Here is a 24,610-nt window from a genome sequence, read left to right on the forward strand (position 1 = left end):
TAATACTTCAATGACTATTAGAGTAGCAAAAAGGCTGCCCCCTAACAGGGACAGCCCTCCTCATCATCTCTTACTTTTTAAAAAGTCGCGCATATAGTGGTTAACCACTTCCGGTTTTTCGTGATGCGGGGCATGGCTTACGCCTTCCATTCGGTGAATTGTAAGATCACTAACATACTCTTCTAACCCGTCCAGATTGCTGTTTTCAAAAGCGGGATCTGCATCGCCCCAAATGATTAACGTTGGCGAATCAAACATTTGATACGGAAGTTCCAATGGCTTTTGTACGTGCTCTTCGAACGGATAGAAAGAAATAGCCCGGTAATAGTTAAGCATTGACTTCATCGCATCCGGCTGTGTCCAAGCCTCTATGTATTTCTCCTCATCCTCTTCGGTTAAATAACCTTTTTTCTTTCCAGGAATCGTCATCATCTTTCTTAATCGCTCTGCATTATTTTCAACCAGCGCTTCATGAGAATCAGGTCGCTGGAAAAATGCCATATAACTACTATCTTCTCTCTGCCCTGGGTTCTCTGCTAGCTCTCGTCTAAATGTATACGGGTGAGGCGCATCGAACATGATTAGTTTGTTCACATATTCAGGTGAGGTGTAAGCTAACGTCCAAGCTACCGCTCCGCCCCAGTCATGGGCGACTAAAACGCAGTCCTTCTCCCCAAACACTTCAATCAACTGTTTTACATCCTCGACTAGAATGGACATATCATATGAAGAAACCCCTTCAGGTTTGTCAGATACGTTGTACCCTCTCATATCAACAGCAACGACACGGTAATCTTTCGAAAACTCTTCCATTTGATGATGCCAATTGTACCAGAAATAAGGGAAACCATGGAGAAACAGCATCAGTTCGCCTTCTCCTTCTGTTACGTAATGAAGGTTGACATCATTCACTTTCACAAAGCCATCTTTCATCATTTCATCCACCCTTTCTTATAAAGACTTCTAACATCGAGACACTTTACTCCTCTTCTATTTGATGCGCAATTAGGAGGTCTCGTTTTCTGGATAAATAGGAAATATAACCTAATAAGAGCGGGGTAAAAGTGTGATGAAATTCCTACTAAACTGAGTGAGTACAAATTCAAATGACCGTCTGTTCTCTTTCACTGTTTCTACATTACTTCCTATATATTCTATTTTTGACCCCTCTCATACTTTTAATTAAGGTATAATAATCAACAAAGAATATGAAGGAGGAGATGATTATGTTTTGTCCAAAGTGCGGGACGAAAAACATAGAAAATGCTCGGTTTTGCAGCCAGTGTGGCCACTCTTATACGAGATATCAGCAGAGAAACCGATGGTGGTTGACCGGTATCATCCTTACCTTTTTATTAATGAGCGGTGTCTTTATTTACGCTTTCGTTCTTGATAAAGAACGAACGAAAGAAACGATTCAAACCCCAGTCGAAAAAATCGCTGAGTCTACGAAACTAGTAGAAGATGAAAAAGAAGCAAGTGCAACCACATCACCAAACGTTACTCAGAAAAAAAGCACGACAGAACAGAAAGTTCCTTCCCCTCAAACATCCACAGAAAAAGATAAGAAAGAAATCATACGTGAAGCACAAACAAGAGTGTATACCATTTTAACGGAGGATAGTCTCGGGTCTGGCTTCTTGTTTCAGGATAATGGAACAGTTGTAACCAATGCTCATGTGGTGGCTGGCTATATTGATGTCATCTTGCGCGATCAAAATGGCCAAGAAATGAGTGGCAAGGTGATTGGCATCTCTAATCAGTATGATGTCGCTTTAATTGAAGTACAGAATTTAAAAGGTACTTCTCCTTTGGAGATGGAAATGAAAGAATCAGAAGTTGGAACAGAAGTAATCGCACTTGGAAGCCCCCAAGGGTTAGAAAACACAGCATCAATCGGATATCTCACCGGGCTTGACCGTTCATTTGAATCCGAATTTCAATACGAAAACGTCTACCAAATCGATGCCCAAGTTTCACCCGGGAGCAGCGGAGGTCCATTGTTAGATGGAAAGACAGGAAAAGTGATTGGCATCAACTCCGCCCTTTTAACGAGCGATGAGTCGATTGCCTTCTCAATCCCAATATACACAATGACGGATCTCTTAACGAACTGGTCGCAATCGCCAATGGATGAAAATGAAGTCGCCAGCACCTTTAACTTCTACAATGAGGTTTCAGCGTATGATGAATATGCAGAAGAGGAAGAAGACACGTACGATGTTCCATATGATGAAGCAAGGCTCGCTAACTTTATCATCAATTTTAGAGGGGACTATGAAACGGCATTGCGAGACGAAAACTTTGGTTATATTGAAGACCAGCTTTTGTATGATAGTCAGGCCTATCATGAAATGGCTAACTATCTAGACGAGATAAGCGGTCAGGGAATGATCTTTAAATTCACGTTAAATGATGTAACCCATATTGACATGCAGACTGATCAAGCGATCGTGAGCACCTATGAAGTTTTTGATTTTATGAATGCAGCTGGGGAATGGAGCATATATGAGCGGATCAAAGACTATTATGTCGTAACAGATGAATATGGGGATTATAAGATTAAGCATATTGAGATATATCAATGAAAAAGAACTCACCAAATTCCCACTTCTTTAGATAATTATGTAGATTTAACATACCAGGTAGAAGAAGCAGGCTTAAAATATTTCACGTAAATATCCAATGAGAAAAGCCACCTTAAAACAAAGTGGCTTTTCTCATTTTAGTCTAAATCTATGAGTATTGCATTTCCAGATTCGCTTACTTTAATACTGGCTGTCGTTTTACCTTCGAATGTACTCCCCGCTCCTTCCGGAATAAAGAAACTCTCTATACCATATTGGACATCATGATCAGAATAGGTGGTGCCATTCACGATAATATCGTCATCAGAAGGTTCATATGGTTTATTCCAATCACCTTCGATTTTGTAATACCCTCCATACTCATAACTTCCATCCGAAGTAGAAGCGAGAACAACTTTTATTTTCTTGTTAGCTGGAAGAACGGCACCTGGCAACGTTGAAATATCGTAGCGAAGCGTCACATAATCCCCTTGTAACATCGAGCGGGGATCAACAGGTGCAAGAGCAAGACGAATCTCTTTCCCAGATTGAAGCGCTACCTCATTTTTGACGCCATTATAGGTGACGAACGAAATCATCAGAATGACAACCAACCAGATTAATTTCCATCTACTTGCGACGAAAGTGGGTTCTTCATCAGTCGTTTGTGTGTACTTTCGTGATACCGTTCGCGTAATGACTAATACAAGAAGACCAGCTACCAATAGCGTGATCGATTTATGAACGAGCGACCATGCGATGTCATAGTACTTGTAGAACAGAAACGCATACCATAACACGAGCCCTATCCAATAGCGAAATGGGTTCGACTGCCAAGGTTTGTAAAAGACAAGTAGCGTGGATAGAAGAAGAAACACACTATTTAAAAGCCAATATAACCACTGTCCTTCAAAGAAGAACGTTAAGATAAACAGTGGCACGATACTATAAACGAGCGCGTTGCGATTGAACCATCCATCACGTCCGAGAATATGAATCAATCCGTTACCAACGATAAGAACGAGCAACAGTAGCGGTTCGTAGGAATCCAACGAAATAAGTGATTCTTCCAATTTAAAGAGAAATAAAAGAAGTACTCCGTTTGCGAGCAGATAGGCATACGAACCAATCCAGGGGTTCGCAATGAGTTTAAGTACGACTCCAATCATACCGAAAGAGATGAACATAACAATGATCGTTTCAGGTTGAAAACGATTGGAAAAGGCATCTATTAAGTTAGCTAATGCTAAGATTGATAACCCAGACAGCAGGAGGATATTTGATAAAAACGGGATTTTCTCTTTTAATGCGAGACCTGGTACTAACAATAAAAAAAGAGATGAAAACATAAGTGCAAGTGCGTTGTCCCAGCTGAAGATTAGATATATGATACCTGAAAAGGCGGAGATTAACATCACTGTACTGACTACAGTCACAACAAAGAGTAAGGATGATTTAAACACGCGCTTCCGAGTTTCGGAACCCTGTTCACTTAGTTCTAATCTAGGAAGATACTTAACAGTCAGAAAAACAATTAACCCAACAACAATTAGTAAGAAAAACGGCAGAAGATCCCCCAACGTATCGCCTAACCCTTCTAACATTTTCCCGAATAAAAATAATCCTAGTGCAATCCCCGATAAGATAAACAGTTCCTTTTCTTCACGATGTTTCCAAAGAAATACGCTGATTAATCCGTAGCCGACATAAAGCCATGCCATAATCGTGCTGTATTCCCAGTAGCCAAAACTAGAAGCGATAAAGACATATTGAATGAAACAAAAGCTACCGAACATGATCCAATTAGAACGGAGCCATGAGGAACGCGACAGAAAAAACCAAGCCTGAGTGAATAGTAAATAGATGAATACTAGAATCAGGGCTGTCTCTGGCTCCCAATCTGGAAAATAGGATGATGGAAACACATAGAAATAAAAAGCGAGCTGACTTAATAAAAAACCTAAGACATAAAACGCTTTATATCCCGTAAGTGCACCAAATACGAGCGCTGGAACCAGCGAGATCAGATACAGGAGATACGAATCGGCATGTGAATTATACGTTTGACCAATAAGCGCCACGCTAACTCCAAACGCAATCGTTCCAGTCAGCCAGAGCCATCTTTCTAGAAATCGGTGTGAATGCTGAAAACGACTAAGGATTGTCGCTACAATAAAGAACAACAACATCAGTCCAATCGCAAGCCCGATCTTTTCCACCCGCTCGATTCCTTGCCAATTCGATGCGAAGAAATAGATGATGCTACTGATAAGCAGCGATAAGCCTAGTAAATAGCCTGTATGAATCCGCTTTATATTCATGAGCTCTTCCCCCTTTAACTTACGTTGTGTCAGTAAGACCATATTATATGAAGTATATGTTATCTAATTTGTTACTAACTCAAGTATACTAAAAATCTCACAGTCTTTATCCTTATATTACGAAAGTGGCAAAATGGATCATCTGGCTTTCTCTATTAGTAGTGGAATCTCTTCCATTATCTGTATGAAAAACCCTCTTGCTGGAGCAAGAGGGTTTTTCATAAATATCATTTAATTAAATGTACATTGATATAAAAACAATAGATTCATCTTCACAATTTTCTTCAACAAGGAGCTAACTCGTTTTTTATTCATAATCCGTATACCCATTTATTTGAGGATAATATTCTTCAGAAAAATTGCACCCCTTTGTTGCCACAAAAGACAAAGGAGTTGTGATAACACAATATATATAATCGAAATCAAATATCCTGAATACGTTTAGCTTTCCAATTTAATCTCACATATATAGATTGATAAATTCACTTTGACTCTAAGTCTTTCTTATAATTATGTCCCGACACGAATCACATTCATAGAACGTTCCGATAATTTCTGAAAGATTTCGTTATCTATTTTTTGATCAGACAGAATATGATCAACTATATCCAATTCCGCAAATCGAGAGAATGCCTGAATCCCAAATTTGCTATGATCCACCATTACAAAATTGATCTCCGCACTTTCTAGCATTTTTCGCTTGATACGTGCTTGTTGTTCATTGGATTCACTGATACCTCTTACTAAGTGAATACCTTTACAAGATATAAATGCTTTATTGACATGGTAATCATCTAAAGATGATTCTGCTAGAGGCCCTAAATAGGCCATTGACCTTGTATTTAGTATTCCACCGGTTGATATGATTGTAATTTCTTTCTTCTCACTTAATTCAATTGCAACTTTAACTGAATTCGTAACCACAGTTAAAGGAACATTCGGTAAGGCTTTAGCCATGTAATATGCTGTAGTACTCGCATCTAAGATAAGGCTATCCCCTTCAACTACATGTTTTACCGCTTCAATACCAATATCTTTTTTCTCTTGGACATTGATAACCTTTCTTTCTGAGTAAGGAATCTCATGAGAGCTTTGGTTTATTTTAACGGCTCCTCCATGACTTCTTCTTAATTTTTTATCCTTTTCAAGCTTCTCTAAATCCCGCCTTATCGTTTCTTCCGTTACAGAAAACATTTGACTTAATTCACTTACACGAAGGCTATTTTTTTCATTGACGGCATCTACAATTTTTTGCTGCCTTTCTGCCACAAGCATAGGAAATCGACCTCTCTATTTTCGCCATCTTTCTTGTAAAGTAGTGTTAATGTCTTATTATTTCATCTGGCTTCTTTCACTTTAAGAGAGACATATTGTCTTCCCATAGTTAGATGGCAAAGTTTTTGATCACAATGAAACCTAGTATAATTACAATCTAGAAAAACGTATGCCTTGTAACATATAAGACACTTAACTATCATTGAAGATATACACACGCGTCAACATCACAACTTGAATGGGATCGTTCCTTCTTGGTCAACTTCATATCCCCACTTGTTAATATAGGCTTCTCCAGGTAAAAAATCATCATTTCTCTGTTTTAATAACCGCATTAATCTTTGATCCAAATCTTTTTGAAGCTGTTCATATTCATGTAGATCAACTAAATTTTCTGTTTGCAATGGGTCCTCTTTATTGTCATACAAGAGCCATGGCCCGTTCAAATCCTTTACATAAGTATAACGTTCTGTCCGAATTCCTCGATACTCTCTCCCATTATTGGCTCGAACAAATTCCCCAAAAGGGTGTGGACACATAATCAATGCTTCATCAATTTGAAGTGTCATTTCTCCACGGAGATGTGGGGCATAATTGGTCCCTTCCACCGTCTCAGGAATAGGCAGATCGCATAATCCAAGCAAGGTAGGCATAATATCTGGTGTGTTAAATGGAATGCTAACTTTTCTTGCATTATCATCGAATTCACGCGAGTATTGAAGTAAAAACGGCACACGTATCGATTCATCCCAAGGTCTTTGCTTTCGTGTTTCTCCATGAGAGTGGAGCATGTCCCCATGATCGGACGTGTATATAAATATTGTATCCTCTAATATCCCTTTGTCTTTCACTGTTTGCATTAAGTCACCAATACAATCATCTAAGGCAGAAATGTGGGCATAATAACCTGCTAACTCCTCCCTGGCCTTTTCTTTATATGCTTCTGGGATATTTTCCTTTAAAGTTATTTGTTGTGGATCATAAATATCCTGATAATTTTTCGGAGCGGTTTTATAAGGATCATGCGGCGGTCCCCACGACAGTACAAGTATAAATGGCTTATCATCATTATATTCAGAGATATAACGTTGCGCTTCTTTGGTCTGAGCGAATGCATCGTAACCTTCCCATTGCTTTAACACACTTTCATTGTCGTAATATTTTGATTCATTGTAATCGTGAGTACAATTCAACACACACCAATGATCAAAACCCTGTCTCCTTTCTCGGGGAATAAACTCACTTCTATTTGGGCCATCTAAATGCCATTTTCCAATGTAAGCTGTACTATAACCTCCATCTTTAAAAGCTTTGCCTAGAGACACGGCTTGATTGCTTAATTGAGCATCATTTAAAAATACCCCGTGAGTTAATGGGTATTGTCCGGTCATTAAACTTGCACGATACGGCGCGCATACTGGCATGCAAGATACAGCTGTGGAAAATTGTAGTGACGTATCTGCTAATTTATCCATATTTGGTGTCTTAACATTGGGATCATTCTCATATCCTACAGCATCAGCTCGATGTTGATCACTGAAGATATATACAACATTAGGTTTTTTTGCGTTCATACCAGGTCCTCCTCGCATATTATACGCTAGCTCTTTATTTAACTATGATTTCCCAAGCGATTAATCTCAAAAAATTATGTCATTTACTGACAGAAAGTGATTTCTGGATAGTAGTTTTAAGGTTTAACCATCATTTAAATTATCAAATAGAAAAAGAAGCGGTTTGTCTGCTAACTTTTCCTATGGACAGGACAAGCAATCCGGGAGATAAAAAAGAGAACTATTCATCCTCAGCTATTATTTTTAATAATTATTTTCTTTCTCTTCTAGTCTTCGAAATGCATCATAACCAATAAACATTATTGAAACTATTAAAATACTGACAGAAAAATATGGAAGCAAAATCGGAAACTTAACATTCATAACTATAAGAAGAAAAGACGTTATAAGCATGAGCACAGTATGAATAGGATAAGCAATACTTACAAAAATGGCATTCTTTAAATATTGAAAAGTTTTTGAGTTAAAATGTACTAAAACCGGAAATAGGAATATCACAATAAAAAAATAAATAAAAATCAACGAGAACAGTAGAATGAACAACAACGTTGATAACCAGCCATCAATATTTTGAACAATTCTTAAATCGAGATACAAGATCAAACCTATAATAACAACTAAATATCCTAATACATTTGATCTTATAAATTCACTTCGATATGATTTCCAGAAAGTTTTAAAAATAGGTATATGTGTATCACCTAATCGCCATTTTCTAGCCACTGCAAAAATACCTGTGGTTGCTGGAAAAATACCAAGAAACACTAGTCCTGCAATAGTAAACGCTAGCCATAGAATATTGATATATGCTATTCTCATAATCCATTCAGAAATTCGGTATAAGACTCCCATTAAGCCGTTCATTTCCATAAGGTTATCTCTCCTTAAATACGTTAGTTATCTCATTTTACCTATATATCAAAGAGTATCTAATATTTTGGGATTATTATTTATATAGACCAGTGAGCTCCCTCCCATGGTTTTGTTAACTTTTAATTTAGGGGAAACTCACTTCTATTCTATTAATATACCAAAATTATCCAAATGTTTTACTAACCAATGCTGTTTGTCGTACAACCTCATTTAAAAGAACTGTGTTAAAAGGCATGGGGGTCTTCAGCCATTATTGTGTCTAGTAAATCACCAACTTAGCAGGACCCATCAAACCAGCAGGAGCTGGATGGATTCGATTAAAATCACTATTAACTGCAGCTCCAAGCGTATTCGTTACCTCGACTATTAGTATGTTTTTCCCTTCCTGCAATACATTTTTTGGCACCTTCCAAACATACGGAGGGCATATCTTTATAGACAACTTATGGTCGTTGATTCTCATTTTAGCCGTTTCATGAACTTCACCAAGATCTATGCTTGCATGACCATTATAAATCCTTTCCACCAATACGCTATTCATCATAAATTCACATTCATAAGATATCGTACCACAAAAAGATTCGAATCCTTCTTGCGTAATCCAGTTTCCAGGATGCGGAAGGGCGTTACCATCGTCTAAGGATGAGATAGGGCTGGTGATATGAGTGCTTTTCCAGTCAGTTAGGGGAAGAGCGTACTCTTCAGATGCATGTACTAGGTTATCTCGATCATCTGTAGTTATAAAATCATCATATTTAATATTACCTATCGGCACGTCGCGATCGTCAAGACCATTCGGACGGAATACAATAAATACTCCCTCATAAGGAGCTAATCTCATCGAAATAAACGTTTTCTCACCGACATGATGGTAAACAGGCAATTTAATGACTGTACCGCTCATCGCATCCCATATTTCTGGCGTTCCGGAAGCGCTAAAAATAACCGTATCCTCAAATACTGATTGTAAGCTCTCATTATTGACAAAGAAGATATCAAGTTCCCTCCCTTGATAGTGGCAAAAACGAAGTTCAGGGAATTCATTCTTCAATTGCAAGCTTCTCAAGTATGGATAGTGATCAAGAATATCAGTCAAATTGCATAAACTAACAGGTACTTCCTTCTCGGTTAAAGATAAAATTAATGAATTTATCAGAGGATGATTTCCCCTACAGTCTTTCTTTACTCCGCACTCTACCTGAAGGAGAAGTCCCCCAGAATCGCGAAATTGCAGAAGTCTTTCGAGGACCTCTACTGGCAGAGTTTCTATTCCAGGCAAAATAACACATGAAAACTGATGCTGAGCAATACATAACTTACCTTCTACAAGACGACACCGATCATGATTCATTAATAAATCCATTGAAAGGATGTCAAAATCATATTGATCTTTCATTAGTTCCTTAGTAACCTTATCAAGCAAAGTTTCATCACCAGCCCAATGAGACTCAGCCGGATACAATACAGCGATCTTTGATACGTGCTCTGAACGCTTTAGCATAAGGCAAGATCTGTTAGCATAGTCGGCCCATTTTCTAAAAAATTTCCACTGCGGGTTATTACCGCCTGCATAAAAATGTGGTGGACAATCTACATCCGGAAAGATAGGAGAAAATGCATGCGGAACATACCAATTTGTACCGCGTACGGTCATCCAATCTGTCAACCATTTCATCTCCCGAAGACCAAGGTCCCAACCATAAGCTCCAAAATTCTCACACATAACCAAATCGGTTCCTATTTCAAGATGGGCCTGAGATTGTGCCAGCTTACCCAGTGTGTAATGAAAAAAATCAGGATTTGAGGCTTCTCGATAGTGAGAAAATTGAGGGTAATTTTCTTCGTAAGGCTCCAACTTTTGCTCTGAATCAACTTGACGCAGTACGAAATCATAGCCACCCATATCAAAGTGGCGAGTTGCACGAAAGTAATGCCCAACTCCATACCCATGGTGCATGTGAGCTTGGTTATCTTCAACTACATGCCCAATAAAACTTACTCCTTCTGTATGGCACCAAGATTGGATTCTTGCAAAAAAATTCTGAGAGAATAGTTGGGTAATCGTATCCATAAAGTCGAAACGCACCCTAGCAGCACGACCGTCAGTATGCTCGTACCACAGCCACTCAATTTCATCGAATAAGTCATATCCTTTATTTTTGTAAAACGCCTCACGCATAGATCGTGTCCAAGGCATACAAGGGGTATCTTCACCAAATAAAACATCATAGGAAGCAAAATTTTCAAAGCTTGTCTCATCGCCAAAGAATCCTTGGATAATATCACCAAAAATATGACCGTAACGTTCCTTTGTTTTCTCATATGTTAAATTAATAAAACAATCGGTAACATTTGGATCAAGGTAATCGACCATTTTATCATACATTCGACCGCTCCACGATGGTTTTATACCTATTACATGGATCATCCAAGATGACGGTTCATTTACCTCCGAGGACTGCCATGACAATAAATCCTCTATTTCATTAAAACGTATACCCAAACTCCATTGGAGAACACCTTTTGTATCGTAAGGTACACACATATATTTAAATATCATTTCCCAATCATTAAAGTTATTTTTGTCAAATTCGTCTTCCAAAGCACTCCAATATATAGACTCTTTAACGAGCACTTTCATTCGAGCCTCAGGCATACTCTGGAGCACTTTACCACCTGCAATACCTGATGGATAATATTCTTCATCAAATATCCAGACCTTCATACCTCTTTTCTTCGCTTCATCTATGCAAATGTCAAGATCTCTCCACCAACCATCTCCCAAATAATCACGATGCGGACGTGATTCAATAATAAATCCTCCACACCCACCTTCATCCATGGCAGCAATTTCTTGACGAATTGAAGATGCATCCTCTCGTGGGTCGCCATGCAACCATAGCAATGGAAAAAGACTACTCGGCGGAGAAGTTGAGGTGAACTGCTCTTTCAATTCTATATAATCTTCCATATACCTACTCCCTCCTACGTTGTAAAACCCCAAAGTTATAACTTGCTAAAAAATTCGTTAATATAAAGATCAGTTTAAATCTATTAGCACATAATATATTTTCTTTATCTGAATATTCAGACATTAGATCCAGTAATTGATTTAACTTTGCAACGGTTCTAACCCCACTTTTCCTCTCAGACTGTTAAAAGCTGGAGATTTTGCCCAAACAACTGCCAAGTGCATTAACAGTTCTGTCTTCAATTGTTCTCGGATTCTGGCAAATTCATCATTTGAATATAAATTAACAAACTCTCTAGGATCTTTTACTATATGATAAAGTTCCCCTTGAATTTCATGGGAAGCCTCTCCAGCATCCCCAATTGCACCTTCTAAATAAAGAATCAGTTTCCATTCACTTGTTCTCCACATATATGCTGGAGCAGCATGAACCGGTACTCCTTTACCATGAAATTCACAAAACGAACCCTTCCGTAACTGATCATCCAGTAAGTTAAGACCAGGAAGCATCGGATTCCGTTTCAAGCCTGCAACGGTAGATAACGTAGGTACGAAATCTGTCAACTCGGCTGGCCTATCATCTGTGATTCCACGTTTGTTTTGATGAATAAAAGAACCTGATAGAATAAGCGGAACACGTACACTGCTTTCATATAAGCAATATTTCGAAAAACGGAAACGTCGTTCACCCAACATCTCCCCATGATCCGAACAGAATACGATCAAAGCATTGTCTAGCGCACCATGCTCCCGCAAACTTTCTAAAACCTGACCGAAATAATGATCCAGCCATGAACAATTTGCCCAATATCTCAACGTTGTGCGCCGGCGTTCTAGTGGGCTCATTGCCTCCCATACATCTCGCTTCTCATGATAATCCTCAAGACTTTCAGGGTTCAGAGCATCCGTTGATGAGAGATGCGTATCCGCTTCCATATCCCAGGGTGGCTGCTCTATGTCAGGGATGGATTCAAGGCTATAAAGATCCTCAAATTCTTTAGGAACATTAAAACCTGCATGTGGTTTCAAAAACGACAAATACAAAAACAATGGTCTTTCTGTATCTATCCTGTCTTCTTCAATAAATTGCAAACATTTTTCAGCTACCCACCCATCGCGATGATAGTTCATTGGAATTTCGCTGGTGCGGCCGATATACCCATTTGAATTCTCTTCTCCCGCTCCATAATCTTTGGTTTCATCCGTGTAGGCTTGCATCCGCTCCGGATGCGTTTCCCCCATCATGACAGCACCTTGTTCGTAGTGACCATTCGATCGAGTCAACCCGACTGCGCGATGCTCGAATCCCCGTGTGGATGGTTCCTCAATTTCATCTGTATTATGATTCCAATGAGTCTTACCAAATCCTGCGGTCTGGTAACCTGCTTTTCGCATGAGCTCCGGAAGAGGGTCTGCAGGTAAAGCCTTTTCATCTGTAATACCATCATAGTTAGTTCGCACGCCTAGTTGTGACGGATATAAACCATACATCATGGAATAGCGGCTTGGGACACACATTGGCGCTTGGCATGTCGCTTGGCTGTATACAATTCCATCATCAGCTAATCGATCAATATTTGGAGTATGAATATGTTTATTGTATCTTCCTATACAATCCCATCTTTGTTGGTCAGTCATTAAAAATATAATATTTGGCTTCAAGTCTATCAACCCCTTTACAATAGTAAAACGAACACTTCTAATAGATTATTTCACTTATCTTTCAGACTGTAATTGTATATTTTTTGAGATATTATAGATCTTAAAAGAGTTATGTTTGAACTAAAAAAGTTACATAGAAATATCTTATTGAACTTTATATTTAAATAATAAAATTATATTCACCTGATCCTAATTGTAATGTGATATTTCCCTCGTCAAAATTCCAATCCAACAAACCTTCCATATCAATTATAACCGAGTCATCTCTCTCTATTATTTCTCTATTACTTATCCCCTTCAATATGACCGTTGCCTTTGTATTAGGGGGTATAGCCAAACTGATCTCCATACCCTTTGAAAGCTTTTTCCATTCCGATCGAATTGTGCCATACATACTTTCGTAGCTAGCTTTAACCCAACTTAACTCTTTTTCAAAACTAGGGCTTATATTAATATGTTTGTAGCCAGGTTGACTTATTGTTGTATCTATACCAGCAACTGAACGATATAACCAGTCTCCTACCGCTCCATAAGCATAGTGATTAAACGAATTCATATCATCACTCCAAAAAGAACCATCCTCTTTGATGCCATCCCAATGTTCCCAAATTGTCGTAGCTCCTTTATTTATTGAATAAAGCCATGAGGGATAATCTTTTTGAAACACTAATTTATAAGCTAGATCACTGTATCCAAAACGTGACAATACGTGACATATATATGGCGTTCCGACAAACCCAGTTGTTAAATGAATATTGTTTTCTATTATTAAATTAGCTAATGCGTCCGCTACTTTTGGACGATCTTCTATTTGCAGGAGGTCAAACATTAGAGCCAATACATGCGCAGTTTGAGTATTGGCTATTAAACTACCGTTTGAAGTGGTGAACTCATTGCGGAAATGGTCAAGAATATTATGATGAAGAAGTACGTACTTTTCTGCATCTCCATTGTAATTTAATAGGCGAGCTACTTCTCCAAGCAAGTGTGTTGAATAAGCGTAAAATGCTGTTGCTATCAAATCCTTAGGAGTTGCACCTTCATAACTATCCTCTTTCGCATCTAAACCAAGCCAATCACCGAAATGGAAACCAGTATTCCAAAGATACTCGTTCTCTCCTTGATTTCGTATATACTCTATCCAATCCTTCATACTTTCATATTGTTCCTCTAGTATTCGTTTATCTCCATAACAGACATAGAGTGTCCAGGGGCCTATAACTGCTGCGTCCCCCCAGGCTGATGAAGAATGGTCTTCATCACGAAGTACATGTGGTATGACATGAGGCACCCCTCCATTTGGTAATTGGTCAGCCTTTAGATCTCGCAGCCACTTCGTGAAAAATAAAGCTGTATTCATGTTGAAAGAAGCTGTTCGCATAAAAACATGAGCATCCCCAGTCCAACCTAGTCTTTCATCTCTTTGAGGACAATCGGTTGGAACATCAAGAAAATTGCCTTTCTGACTCCATACAATATTTTGTTGCAATTGATTGATCATATGATCTGAACAAACGAATGTTCCTGTAATTTGATTATCTGAATGAATCACTTTAGCAGTAAAATCATTCAGATCAAATTCTCCTGGCCATCCTTCTATTTTCACATAGCGAAAGCCATAGAAAGAAAAATAAGGCTCGTATTCCTCTTCCCCGCCACCTTTTAACACATAGTTTATAGTTTGTTTCGCCGCCCTTAAATTACCAACATAAAAATTCCCCTCTTTATCAAGTACTTCTGCATGTTGTAGTGTGATTTTTTTCCCACGTACTCCATTCACCTTAAAGTGAATCCACCCTACCATATTTTGCCCTATATCTAACACCGTTTCCCCCGAAGGTGTTCTTATAATGGAAGCTGGATTTAATTCTTCTATGACACGTGTAGGCATATTTTCTTGAGCTATCAGTACGTCCTTCGAATGGTCGATGACCTTTACTCCTGCCCAATCTGAGTCTAGATAATCTGACTGGGTCCATCCCTCCCTCTCTAACCGTGCATCATAGGTTTCCCCGTGGTAAATCTCTGACATTAATACCGGTCCAGTAGCGACTTTCCAATGCTCATCCGTTACAACTATATCTTCAGTGCCATCCTCAAAAATAATATGTAACTGGCATAATAGTGCTAATTCTTGACCATATATATTTCGCTGATCTTGAAAGGCTAGGTTACCTTTATACCATCCATTTCCAATATGGGCCCCTATAGCATTCACTTCATTATTCAATAACTCAGTAACATCATATGTTTGATATTGTAGCCTCTTATTGTAAGAAGTCCATCCAGGGGTAAAAAGCCAATCACCTACCCTCTGTCCATTAAGATGGATTTCATATAAACCTAGAGCAGATGCATACAACCTCGCTTTTCTAACCTTCTTATTAAAAGTGAATGTCTTACGAAGCATGAGACACGAATCGATATTGGTGGATTTAGGAAAGAACTCTCCTGTTATCCAACTCCCTGACCATTCACTTTTGTCCAAAAACCCCATTTCCCAAAAGTTCACATCACTCCACTCAGATACTTTCGAATCATTGCACCAAACTCTGACACGATAGTAATATCTTGTACGAGATGACAAATCAGGCCCCTTATACAAAATATGAACTGATTGATCGGATTCTACTTTTCCTGAATCCCAAAAGACTGACGAAAGATTCCGATCATTTACAGCAACTTGAATTTGGTATGCTACTTGAACAACACCTCTATAATTGGAACTTATTTTCCAACTAATCCTTGGTCGTTTCACGTCTAAGCCGATTGGATTTTTTCTGTACTCACACCTCAGACTTTCTACTTTATAATCCATCTATTCTCTCTCCAGACTCATTAAGTAAATGTTTTTTGAATTTAATAATCATTAGTTTTTCATACCAGTTGACGCTAAACTTTCAACAAAGAAGCGTTGAGCAGATAAGAAAATAATAATTACCGGTAAAGCAGCTAATAAGTTTGCAGCCATCAAAACGTTCCACGGTGCAGAAGAATATTCTGAACCCATTTCTGCTAGTTTTAATGTAAGTACCCAAAGATCTGTATCTTGTGTTAAAACTAGTGGCCATAGATACATATTCCAGGCAGTTAGAAAAGTTAGACAAGAGAAGGTAGCTACGATAGGTTTACTTAAAGGGAGAAAAATTGAAATAAAAATTCTAAACCAATTCGCACCATCCATTTTTGCTGACTCAACCATCTCATCAGGAATTTCAGCTAAAAACTGTCTAAATAAAAACGTTCCAAAACCAGTTTGCGCCATCATAGGAATAATGAGGCCTTGATAAGTATTAATCCAATCCAAATTCTTAATAATCACAAAAGTCGGAACGAGACTAACATGATTAGGTACCATCATGGAAATCAAAAGTAGAATAAAAAATACTTTTTGACCCTTTGATGGTATTTTTGCTAATGCAAAGCCGGACAATAAACACATAATGGCTTGTCCAATTAAAACCGCACTAGTAAATATAGTACTATTAATAAAAGTCTGTAGTCCTAATTCATCCCAAGCCAACAAGTAATTAACCCATTCTATAGTAGAAGGAATAAACTCTGGTGGGAAAAGATACACTTCTTCCGAAGGTTTAATCGAAGTAATGAATAACCATATAAAAGGGAAGAACATAGCAAAACCTAACAGCCATGCTAATAAAACGACGATCTTCTTTTTTATCCACTCTAAGTTCATTATCCTTCACCTCTTTTATTCAATGAAAATTGCACCCATGTTATTATGAGCGAGATGACAATTAAAACTGTACCAAGAGCAGATGCATATCCTAACTGAAGCTCAACAAATGCTTTTTCATACAAGTAATAAATAAGAATATTCGTAGAACCATATGGACCGCCCTGGGTTAATACCGAAATTGCATCAAACGATCCAAAAAACGTCCAAATCATATTTAATATAAATAAAATTAATGTCGCATTTGAAACCATTGGCCAAGTTATATAAATCATTTTCTTCCATGAACTAGCACCATCTAAAGAGGCTGCTTCGTATAAATGCTTGGGTACGCTCTGTAAAGCTGCCATATAAATGATAAGTGTAGCAGGAATATGTTTCCATATGATAACGATTGCTACAGCTATTAATGCTGTACGATCATCCCCTAACCAATCAACAGAAGGAATGCCGAACAAATTTAAGAAGTAATTTAAAATCCCAAAGTTTTTCGAATAAATCCATTTCCAAATAACCGCTGAAGAAACCAAGGATATGATAATAGGAAAAAAATACATAGTCTTTAATATATTTACTCCCACCATCTTACGATTAATCAAGACTGCCATTAAAAAACTAATAATAACGGCAGTTGGTACTGAATATAAAATGAGTAGAATGTTTAATTTCAATCCAGTAACTGCTCTCTCATCATGAAAAAATTTAATGAAATTGTCTATTCCTATAAAAGTTGGCGATTCTACTACATTCCAATTATAAAATGAAAGGACAATAGCAAATACAATTGGAATAAAAGTGAAAATTGAAAAAAGAAGCAGATTTGGAAGATGAAATAATAGTGCCCACCAATTATCTCTATTCTTAAAACCTTTTTTCATATGAGTAAAATATTTTTCAGACGTACTGCTCACTGTGATCACTCACCTCAATCAATTTTTAATATTAGGTACTGGGAGCATTCCCCAGCACCTAGTTTCATCATAAATTTCTCCTAATTATTGAGTCCCTTAGTTGCTTTATCTGCAGCACTCTTCATCACCTTTTCTAAATTTGCTTCTTCACTCAATAAATATGTTTCTAAAGCTTCATCGATTGCACTTTTAAATGTACCACCCGCTTCGACCGGTAAAGGAGGTGAAGTAACGGAATACTTTAAAGTGTCAGTAAAAACTTCATTTGAGTAAGGGGGACCTGGTAGGTCAGTCCAAAACGCGCTATCATATAGTGACTTTATCGGTGGAACTACAGAATAATTCTCTGCAAATATCTTCATGCCGCCTTCAGCATCGTAAATGAACTCCATGAATTTCCACGCTTCTTCTTTATTTTTTGTGCCAGATGATATTGAGAATCCAACAGCCCCTGCCCCGACTTTCTTTTCACCGTTGATATAAGGTAGTTCTACAACATCCCAATCGTCTTCCAAACTATTTCTTACCATTGGTACCTGGGCCCTAACTCCAGTGTGCATAGCTGCTTTGCCAGCTAAAAACGGAGCATTGTCGCTCCCCATATCGTTTTGAACCGACAAAGGGACAAATATTCCCTCCTTCGCAGGTTCTAAAAGCGCTTTCCATCCCTTTATTGCTTCAGGGCTATCAAAAACTGCCTTATCTCCTGCATCATTAACCAGGTCCCCTCCGAAGTTTTTTAATACCGGTTGATAAACAGACAGCCACTTATATCTAATATTTGCTCCATAAGTTGTTATATTACCACTCTCATCTTTTTTAGTTAGTTTTCTAGAAACATCAATAAACTCATCGTAATCCCAGTCGCTTGTTGGATAAGGTTCATTGGCTTCATCAAACAACCTTTTGTTATAAAAAATAACTACAGCATCAGCTCCTAGCGGTAGCATATGTACCTCATCTTTCGTTTTGCTACCAAAAGACTTACCCGTATTTAAAAATGCTTCTTCAAATGAATCTTTCTTTAATTCAGAATCAGACTCTAGCATTTCATCTAAGTTCAAAGTAACTCCAGCATCTGCAAAAAAGGTGACCATTCCTCCCCAACTTGCCATGATATCAGGTAGATTATCTGCTGCAAGATTAGTTGTGATCTTCTGTCTATATTGTTCTTCTTCTGTGGGCCAAGGTTCGAGCTCAACATTAATATTTGGATTCTTTTCCTCAAATGCGGCTATCACTTTCTCAGCCTCATCAGTTAAATAATCTCTTATTGCTATTCTTAACGTACCAGTTTCAGATCCTTCCACTTCTGAGTTATTAGTGTCATTTGATCCTGAACAACCACTAAATATGAGTAGCATCACTAAAATAAAACTAGTTAGTCCCAGGTTTCTAACAGATTTTCTTTTAAAACCTTTCATTCAAATCGCCCCCTTATAAATTTTTAATATTGATAACCTTTCCCTAACATATTTCACAAAAAATCAAATAGATTTAATAATTATGGAAGCGCTATCAATTTATTCAACACTTATGATCATGTTGAATACCCAGCTAGACCCACACTCTAATTAAAAGATAAAAATTCCAGTTGAACCGCATACCCCCCTTTAATATAATTAATTTTCTTAATTTTTGTAATATTCCTACATCTATTAGCTATTATATTACACTCAAAACCCAACTAAGTCAACACAAACAAAGATCATTAATTTTGTTTGCGTTTGTTTTCATGGGGTGAGCTTATCTTTCTAAATTTCTCATGTGCAACTAGTCTAGCCTATTTGATCTTATACTTCATTCTATTGAAACTATGAATTGTAATTACATCTTAGTTTAATTTAAATAACAACTGTTTTTATTTTCATTAAATCTCCTACTTTTTTAAATAAACTTGCATTCTTCCCTACTGACATTGCACAATGGTGAGTTGGAGCTTCTTCAAACCATCTTTCAAAATAAGTATCAGGATCATTATTAAATTTCACATGTGTTTGTGTGTTTCCTATTTTCATTACCTCGTCATTAGTTGCTTCTCCTTCACTGATAATCATTTTTAATTTTCCATCCCAAGTTTGTGTCAAACCAAGCGTTGTAATAGGACCAGATTTAACTTTAGCCTCTACTGAAACACCACTTCCTTGTTTACCATGGTACAACCCCATACCTCTCAGCACAGGTTTGCCATTAGATATATCCAAGTGAAATGGACCATCATGTCCCAATAAAATCGTTTCATGTACGTAGTCTGTGGTAACTACTTCACAAAAACTTCCACCTACTCCAAGAATGTCACACATTTTCATCGCAATATTTGTTTTTAGATCACCCTCGCCAGCTGCCGGAACATTTCGCGCAGTAAGAAGAGAATTACCTACAATAAATCCACTTTGCAGTTTCTCATAAGCATTGGCAGGTGCTCCGTGGTAATAATAAGTTAAACCATCTAGCTTTCTTTCATTCACTAATTTCTCTTGAGCGGCCGCTACACGATATGACCAATTCAATGCTTCCTTAGTCGGTTTCTTTGCTAGTTTTTCTGAAGGAGAGTCTTCACTTATTAGAAACATATCCTTCACTTGTTTTTCTTTCTGTCTTATCTCTGCATCTGTTACCTTCTGCATTATTTCATTAAGGTCACACATTTCCAAAACATCCACTTGAATGCCCGTTTGCGCTTGAATCATGGTAAAATCACTATATAAATCAAGCATCCCATTATAGGTATTGCCTAAAAAACCAAATTTCGCATTATTTAATACACATTTTACATATGCGGCCTGAATCCAGTCCTTAATTTCTTTCCAAGCACGAATTGCCTGTGGATGACTTTTTGTTACTTCGTTTGCAACAGAAATATCCGATGACTTGTCAAGGCCTAACAAGCCACTTACTACTTTGTATTCAATACCCGAACGGTTAAAAGCGTTTGCGAATTCTGGAACAGGGCAAGCTCCACAATTAGCTAACCATTCTTCAGTATTTGTTTCTTTGTAATTTAATTGATCAGTCGGCTGTAAACTTAGAATAATTACTTTTGCGTTCGATCGTTGGTGAATCGGCAGGATCATAGAACTCGTTGCATAGGTGGCTGCATGTACAAATATAATATCTACATTATTTGTGTTAAAATAATTTCCAGCCTCTCTTCCTTTATCTGCTGAGTCAACCAATCCGAAGTTATAAATCTCACCCCACTCGCTCATATTAGCTTCAAGAAATTTACCGTAACCCATCAACCTTTTTTTTAGACCAGGGAACTGCTCCCAATATGCATTAAGACCGGTTGAATAGAGACCGATTTTAGGTTTATCATATTTTATTAATGTATTTACTTGAGACATCTTTACCCTCCTTATTATCTGAATTATCATAATTGTACGCGTTTTCATTTGTAATAACATCGACTTATATTGTGAAAAAATAATAGTATCTTGGTGGAATTAACTTGGATATTACATAATTTAAAAAAGGGGGAATTACTTTGTCTGCTTGGTTAGAAGATGGTTCTTTTGATTGGACGGAGGATTCTTTGAGGCTCTCACTAAACCCGTCAAAACATACTGTAAATTCTTATTTATACATTCAGGAAGTTGGACACTTTAAAGCATATTCATCTTACTTTACAGAGAGACATAACCTTGAGTCCTATTTGATTATTTATACACGAAACGGTAAAGGGAGGCTGTTCTATCAAAATGAAGAATATTTATTAGAACCAAATACAATATGCTTTATAGATTGTAGAAATCATCAATATTATCAAACTAGTAAAGAACTATGGGAATTTTACTGGGTTCATATTAACGGGAGTCAAGTAGAGGATTATTATTTAGATTTTTCACAAGATCACAATGTATGTACTACGGTTAAAGATAATACAGCTCAAAATATCATTCGTACCATGATAAATTTACAAAAGCATAAGACTAGAAGTCTTGAAATCATTACGGCTAGGGAAATCGTAAATCTTCTAACGCTATTAATGATCGAAAAGACACGATCAAATTACAACGATGAAACCAAAATACCCACATACATTTTTGATATACAATCGTTTTTTGAAGAAAATTATTCAAAAAAAATAACCTTAGATGACCTTTCTAGGAGATATAAATTAAACAAATATCAAATAGCGAAAACATTTAAATCCTCCGTAGGTATTACTCCTATTGAGTATTTGATCGAAACAAGAATAAATAAATCTAAGGATTTATTAAAGTATACTGATTTACCCATTAATGAAATTACGTATCAAATTGGGATTGATAATGTTACCCATTACATTAATTTATTTAAAAAAAGAGTAGGTACAACGCCTTTGAAATTTAGGAATAGTTGGAAATAATATATCTGTTTTTTCATTTAGGCTATTCAGTTTAACCTTCCACTTTATTAATATTCAACGTTAAATATTCTTGTTTTCCTGTACAATCTTAGGGAATTAATTTGAGTAGCTTTGTTACAACTTAAGAAATATCAGTTGTATTGCCTCTATATTGAATTAATACTTATGTCCATAGAAATCATTATGAGAATTAATTAACATTGTCGAAATATAAAATTCTCTTTTTAATAAAAAAGGTTGAACCAAATTTACATGGTTCAACAAAAGTAACAAGTAGCCAGGATACGTACTTTCTCAAAGAATTTTATTCTATGTCTAATTCTGTTCCTTTCAAACAGATTATAGTTTTTTACTTATTAACTAGTATTTGTCCCCATACTAATGGATTACTTTAATATAAATTTTTCAAAATTTGACTGTGATCTTTTTTTGAAACGATGTAGCTTTTGCACAATCCACAAATCTCTCATCAAGGTGAAATCTTTTACCGGAATTTCTCTCAATGTTCCATATTTCAATTCTTTTTGAATGGTAATTCTAGGGAGAATACTAACACCTAAGTCAGCTTCTACAGCACTTTTAATGGACTGCATACTCCCTAGTTCCATCTCATCAGTGATCTTATGAAGTATTCCTCTCTTTCGGAGAGCATTTTCCACAATCAGTCTCGTCCCTGAATCTTTCTCCCTCCATATCATCTTTTCCCCTGCCAGGTCGTCAATACTGATGACATCCTTCTTGCTCCATGAATGCCTGAAGGAACTCACGAGAACCAATTCATCATCAGCAATTTTTTGGATATTATATTCTTTACTCTTCACTTCACTTTCAACCATTGCAATATCAATTTCATTGGCGTCTAACTTGGATAACATATACGGTGTATTCCCAATCAACAGGCTGAATTTTATATCTGGATAAAGTTTGCTAAATCGTCCCAATAAACCGGGCAACAAATATTCACCGATTGTTAAACTGGCCCCAACATTCAATACTGTTTCCTGATTTCCAAGGACTTCTTGCATCGCTTCATGAGAAATATGATCTAACTCAATGATTTCTCGGGCATAGGGATAAAGTACCTTTCCGGCCTTCGTTAACTTTAATTTCCCATTATTTCGGTCGAATAGCGACAAACCATATTGATTTTCCAATTGTCTGATTTGCCTGGTAACAGCAGGTTGGGATACGAACCCCAATCGCGCCGCTTTACTAATGCTTCCTTCGTCTACCACACGGCAAAACATTCGTAAGCTTTCTATATTCATAGGTTACTCACCTGCAGCTCTTATTATTGAATAAGATACCTTTAACTATTCGCATCAACTACACACCTAAATCCCATATTTCCGCTAGAGCTGTCGATCGTGTTGGAACTTCGTGCAGCTACTCTGTATCGATTACAATATGATGGATGGCATAGATACGAGCCTCCACGTATTACTTTCGCTTCACCTTTTACTGGCCCTCTCGGGTTCACTATAGAAATTAAGTCAGAGGTTTTTGCAAACCAGTCAGAGCACCACTCCCATACATTTCCTGCCGTGTTATATAGACCATACCCATTCGGTGGAAAAGACTGAGATGGAGCTGTTCCGACAAATCCGTCTTCTTCTGTGTTAACTTTTGGAAATTCTCCTTGCCAAATATTACAGTAATGCTTTCCACCAGGAGTCAATTCGTCTCCCCATGGAAATTTCTTCTGCTCTAACCCACCACGAGCTGCCATTTCCCATTCAGCTTCTGTAGGTAACCGCTTTCCTGACCAGTTACAAAATTCCATGGCATCATTCCAAGAAACGTGAATGACCGGGTGATCCATTCGCTCTTCAATAGAAGATTCCTTCCCTTCCGGCTGGAACCAATACGCGCCTTCCGCCGCATACCACCAAGGGGTTGAAGGCAACTGCTGTACTTTCATTTCAGTATCTTTAGGAAGGAATTTATAGAATACAAATGACCAACCGAATATTTCAGCTTCTGTACGGTATCCTGTTTCTTCGACAAACTGTGCAAATTCTTCGTTCGTCACTGTATGAGAATCAATATAATAAGGGGATAATTTCACAGACCGAGTAGGACCTTCCCCATCGGATATAAAGCCTTCCTCATCATTTGTCCCCATCAGAAACTCCCCGCCCGGGATATATATCAACTTATTACGGAATTTAATCCGCTCTCTTTTAGAAAATTCGCGTTTTTTTACGTTTTCTCCTTTTCCTAAGTCACTCTGTACTTCTGCTCGACTTCCAGTACAGCAGGAGTGATGAAGTTTCTTTTCATTCATAAGTTATCCCATCCCTTATCAAATAGAAGTAGTAACAGATTAGTATCGTAATTATTAAAATTGTATCACGTAACAAAAAAATGACGGCTATTCTATTTTGTTATACCATATTACATTTACT

The 24,610-nt window shown here is 37.4% G+C and carries 16 protein-coding genes; 2 read left to right on the top strand and 14 right to left on the bottom strand.

Annotated features, from left to right (window positions below; translation table 11 throughout):
* Positions 1–63: 63 nt before the first annotated feature.
* Positions 64–933 carry an alpha/beta fold hydrolase gene (locus tag AC0VYH_RS17240; RefSeq protein ID WP_475372812.1) on the bottom strand — a complete coding sequence of 290 codons (870 nt, stop codon included), beginning with the start codon at positions 931–933 and terminating at the stop codon, positions 64–66.
* A 293-nt stretch (positions 934–1,226) separates the two neighbouring features.
* On the opposite strand from AC0VYH_RS17240, the gene AC0VYH_RS17245 reads away from it, so the two are divergent.
* Entirely contained in the window at positions 1,227–2,588 is a 1,362-nt protein-coding gene (locus AC0VYH_RS17245) for a trypsin-like peptidase domain-containing protein (protein ID WP_475372813.1), read from the top strand.
* Between the two features lie 137 nt (positions 2,589–2,725).
* On the opposite strand, the gene AC0VYH_RS17250 is transcribed toward AC0VYH_RS17245, so the two are convergent.
* The 11 genes from AC0VYH_RS17250 to AC0VYH_RS17300 all read right to left on the bottom strand — a co-directional run bounded on the left by AC0VYH_RS17250 (position 2,726) and on the right by AC0VYH_RS17300 (position 21,198).
* A complete protein-coding gene (locus AC0VYH_RS17250; RefSeq protein WP_475372814.1) occupies positions 2,726–4,888 on the bottom strand; it encodes a GDYXXLXY domain-containing protein in 2,163 nt (720 codons plus the stop codon).
* Positions 4,889–5,398: 510 nt separating this feature from the next.
* Positions 5,399–6,163, bottom strand: a complete 765-nt coding sequence (locus AC0VYH_RS17255) for a DeoR/GlpR family DNA-binding transcription regulator (protein WP_430241667.1) — start codon at positions 6,161–6,163, stop codon at positions 5,399–5,401.
* A gap of 227 nt (positions 6,164–6,390) precedes the next feature.
* Positions 6,391–7,737 carry a sulfatase family protein gene (locus AC0VYH_RS17260; protein WP_475372815.1) on the bottom strand — a complete coding sequence of 449 codons (1,347 nt, stop codon included), beginning with the start codon at positions 7,735–7,737 and terminating at the stop codon, positions 6,391–6,393.
* A 243-nt stretch (positions 7,738–7,980) separates the two neighbouring features.
* Entirely contained in the window at positions 7,981–8,607 is a 627-nt protein-coding gene (locus AC0VYH_RS17265; protein WP_430241671.1) for a YesL family protein, read from the bottom strand.
* Positions 8,608–8,869: 262 nt separating this feature from the next.
* Entirely contained in the window at positions 8,870–11,581 is a 2,712-nt protein-coding gene (locus AC0VYH_RS17270; RefSeq protein ID WP_430241673.1) for a glycosyl hydrolase, read from the bottom strand.
* Between the two features lie 141 nt (positions 11,582–11,722).
* Positions 11,723–13,243, bottom strand: a complete 1,521-nt coding sequence (locus AC0VYH_RS17275) for a sulfatase family protein (protein ID WP_475372816.1) — start codon at positions 13,241–13,243, stop codon at positions 11,723–11,725.
* Between the two features lie 160 nt (positions 13,244–13,403).
* A complete protein-coding gene (locus AC0VYH_RS17280) occupies positions 13,404–16,061 on the bottom strand; it encodes a family 78 glycoside hydrolase catalytic domain (protein ID WP_475372817.1) in 2,658 nt (885 codons plus the stop codon).
* A gap of 51 nt (positions 16,062–16,112) precedes the next feature.
* Positions 16,113–16,940, bottom strand: a complete 828-nt coding sequence (locus AC0VYH_RS17285; RefSeq protein ID WP_224882546.1) for a carbohydrate ABC transporter permease — start codon at positions 16,938–16,940, stop codon at positions 16,113–16,115.
* Positions 16,940–17,851 carry a carbohydrate ABC transporter permease gene (locus AC0VYH_RS17290; protein ID WP_224882545.1) on the bottom strand — a complete coding sequence of 304 codons (912 nt, stop codon included), beginning with the start codon at positions 17,849–17,851 and terminating at the stop codon, positions 16,940–16,942. The genes AC0VYH_RS17285 and AC0VYH_RS17290 overlap by 1 nt, the downstream gene beginning before the upstream one ends.
* An 80-nt stretch (positions 17,852–17,931) precedes the next feature.
* The gene (locus AC0VYH_RS17295) at positions 17,932–19,275 is read right to left on the bottom strand and encodes an ABC transporter substrate-binding protein (protein ID WP_430241679.1); all 1,344 of its coding nucleotides are present in this window, start codon (positions 19,273–19,275) and stop codon (positions 17,932–17,934) included.
* A gap of 420 nt (positions 19,276–19,695) precedes the next feature.
* A complete protein-coding gene (locus AC0VYH_RS17300; protein ID WP_475372818.1) occupies positions 19,696–21,198 on the bottom strand; it encodes a hypothetical protein in 1,503 nt (500 codons plus the stop codon).
* A 140-nt stretch (positions 21,199–21,338) separates the two neighbouring features.
* Between AC0VYH_RS17300 and AC0VYH_RS17305 the strand changes: the two genes are divergently transcribed.
* Complete coding sequence (locus AC0VYH_RS17305; RefSeq protein ID WP_475372819.1) at positions 21,339–22,202, top strand: AraC family transcriptional regulator; 864 nt, start codon at positions 21,339–21,341, stop codon at positions 22,200–22,202.
* A gap of 386 nt (positions 22,203–22,588) precedes the next feature.
* On the opposite strand, the gene AC0VYH_RS17310 is transcribed toward AC0VYH_RS17305, so the two are convergent.
* A complete protein-coding gene (locus tag AC0VYH_RS17310; protein ID WP_430241685.1) occupies positions 22,589–23,470 on the bottom strand; it encodes a LysR family transcriptional regulator in 882 nt (293 codons plus the stop codon).
* Between the two features lie 41 nt (positions 23,471–23,511).
* Positions 23,512–24,489 carry a formylglycine-generating enzyme family protein gene (locus tag AC0VYH_RS17315; protein WP_283153774.1) on the bottom strand — a complete coding sequence of 326 codons (978 nt, stop codon included), beginning with the start codon at positions 24,487–24,489 and terminating at the stop codon, positions 23,512–23,514.
* Positions 24,490–24,610: the final 121 nt, after the last annotated feature.

It is taken from the genome of Anaerobacillus sp. QJM3NY_32, assembly GCF_056173645.1.

Excerpts from the sequence above, each read along its gene's own strand:
- AC0VYH_RS17280 (WP_475372817.1), bottom strand. The coding sequence starts at position 16,061 with ATGGATTATAAAGTAGAAAGTCTGAGGTGTGAGTACAGAAAAAATCCA.
- AC0VYH_RS17260 (WP_475372815.1), bottom strand. The coding sequence starts at position 7,737 with ATGAACGCAAAAAAACCTAATGTTGTATATATCTTCAGTGATCAACAT.
- AC0VYH_RS17270 (WP_430241673.1), bottom strand. The coding sequence starts at position 11,581 with ATGGAAGATTATATAGAATTGAAAGAGCAGTTCACCTCAACTTCTCCG.
- AC0VYH_RS17285 (WP_224882546.1), bottom strand. The coding sequence starts at position 16,940 with ATGAACTTAGAGTGGATAAAAAAGAAGATCGTCGTTTTATTAGCATGG.
- AC0VYH_RS17250 (WP_475372814.1), bottom strand. The coding sequence starts at position 4,888 with ATGAATATAAAGCGGATTCATACAGGCTATTTACTAGGCTTATCGCTG.
- AC0VYH_RS17315 (WP_283153774.1), bottom strand. The coding sequence starts at position 24,489 with ATGAATGAAAAGAAACTTCATCACTCCTGCTGTACTGGAAGTCGAGCA.
- AC0VYH_RS17310 (WP_430241685.1), bottom strand. The coding sequence starts at position 23,470 with ATGAATATAGAAAGCTTACGAATGTTTTGCCGTGTGGTAGACGAAGGA.
- AC0VYH_RS17255 (WP_430241667.1), bottom strand. The coding sequence starts at position 6,163 with ATGCTTGTGGCAGAAAGGCAGCAAAAAATTGTAGATGCCGTCAATGAA.
- AC0VYH_RS17240 (WP_475372812.1), bottom strand. The coding sequence starts at position 933 with ATGAAAGATGGCTTTGTGAAAGTGAATGATGTCAACCTTCATTACGTA.
- AC0VYH_RS17245 (WP_475372813.1), top strand. The coding sequence starts at position 1,227 with ATGTTTTGTCCAAAGTGCGGGACGAAAAACATAGAAAATGCTCGGTTT.
- AC0VYH_RS17295 (WP_430241679.1), bottom strand. The coding sequence starts at position 19,275 with ATGAAAGGTTTTAAAAGAAAATCTGTTAGAAACCTGGGACTAACTAGT.
- AC0VYH_RS17300 (WP_475372818.1), bottom strand. The coding sequence starts at position 21,198 with ATGTCTCAAGTAAATACATTAATAAAATATGATAAACCTAAAATCGGT.
- AC0VYH_RS17265 (WP_430241671.1), bottom strand. The coding sequence starts at position 8,607 with ATGGAAATGAACGGCTTAATGGGAGTCTTATACCGAATTTCTGAATGG.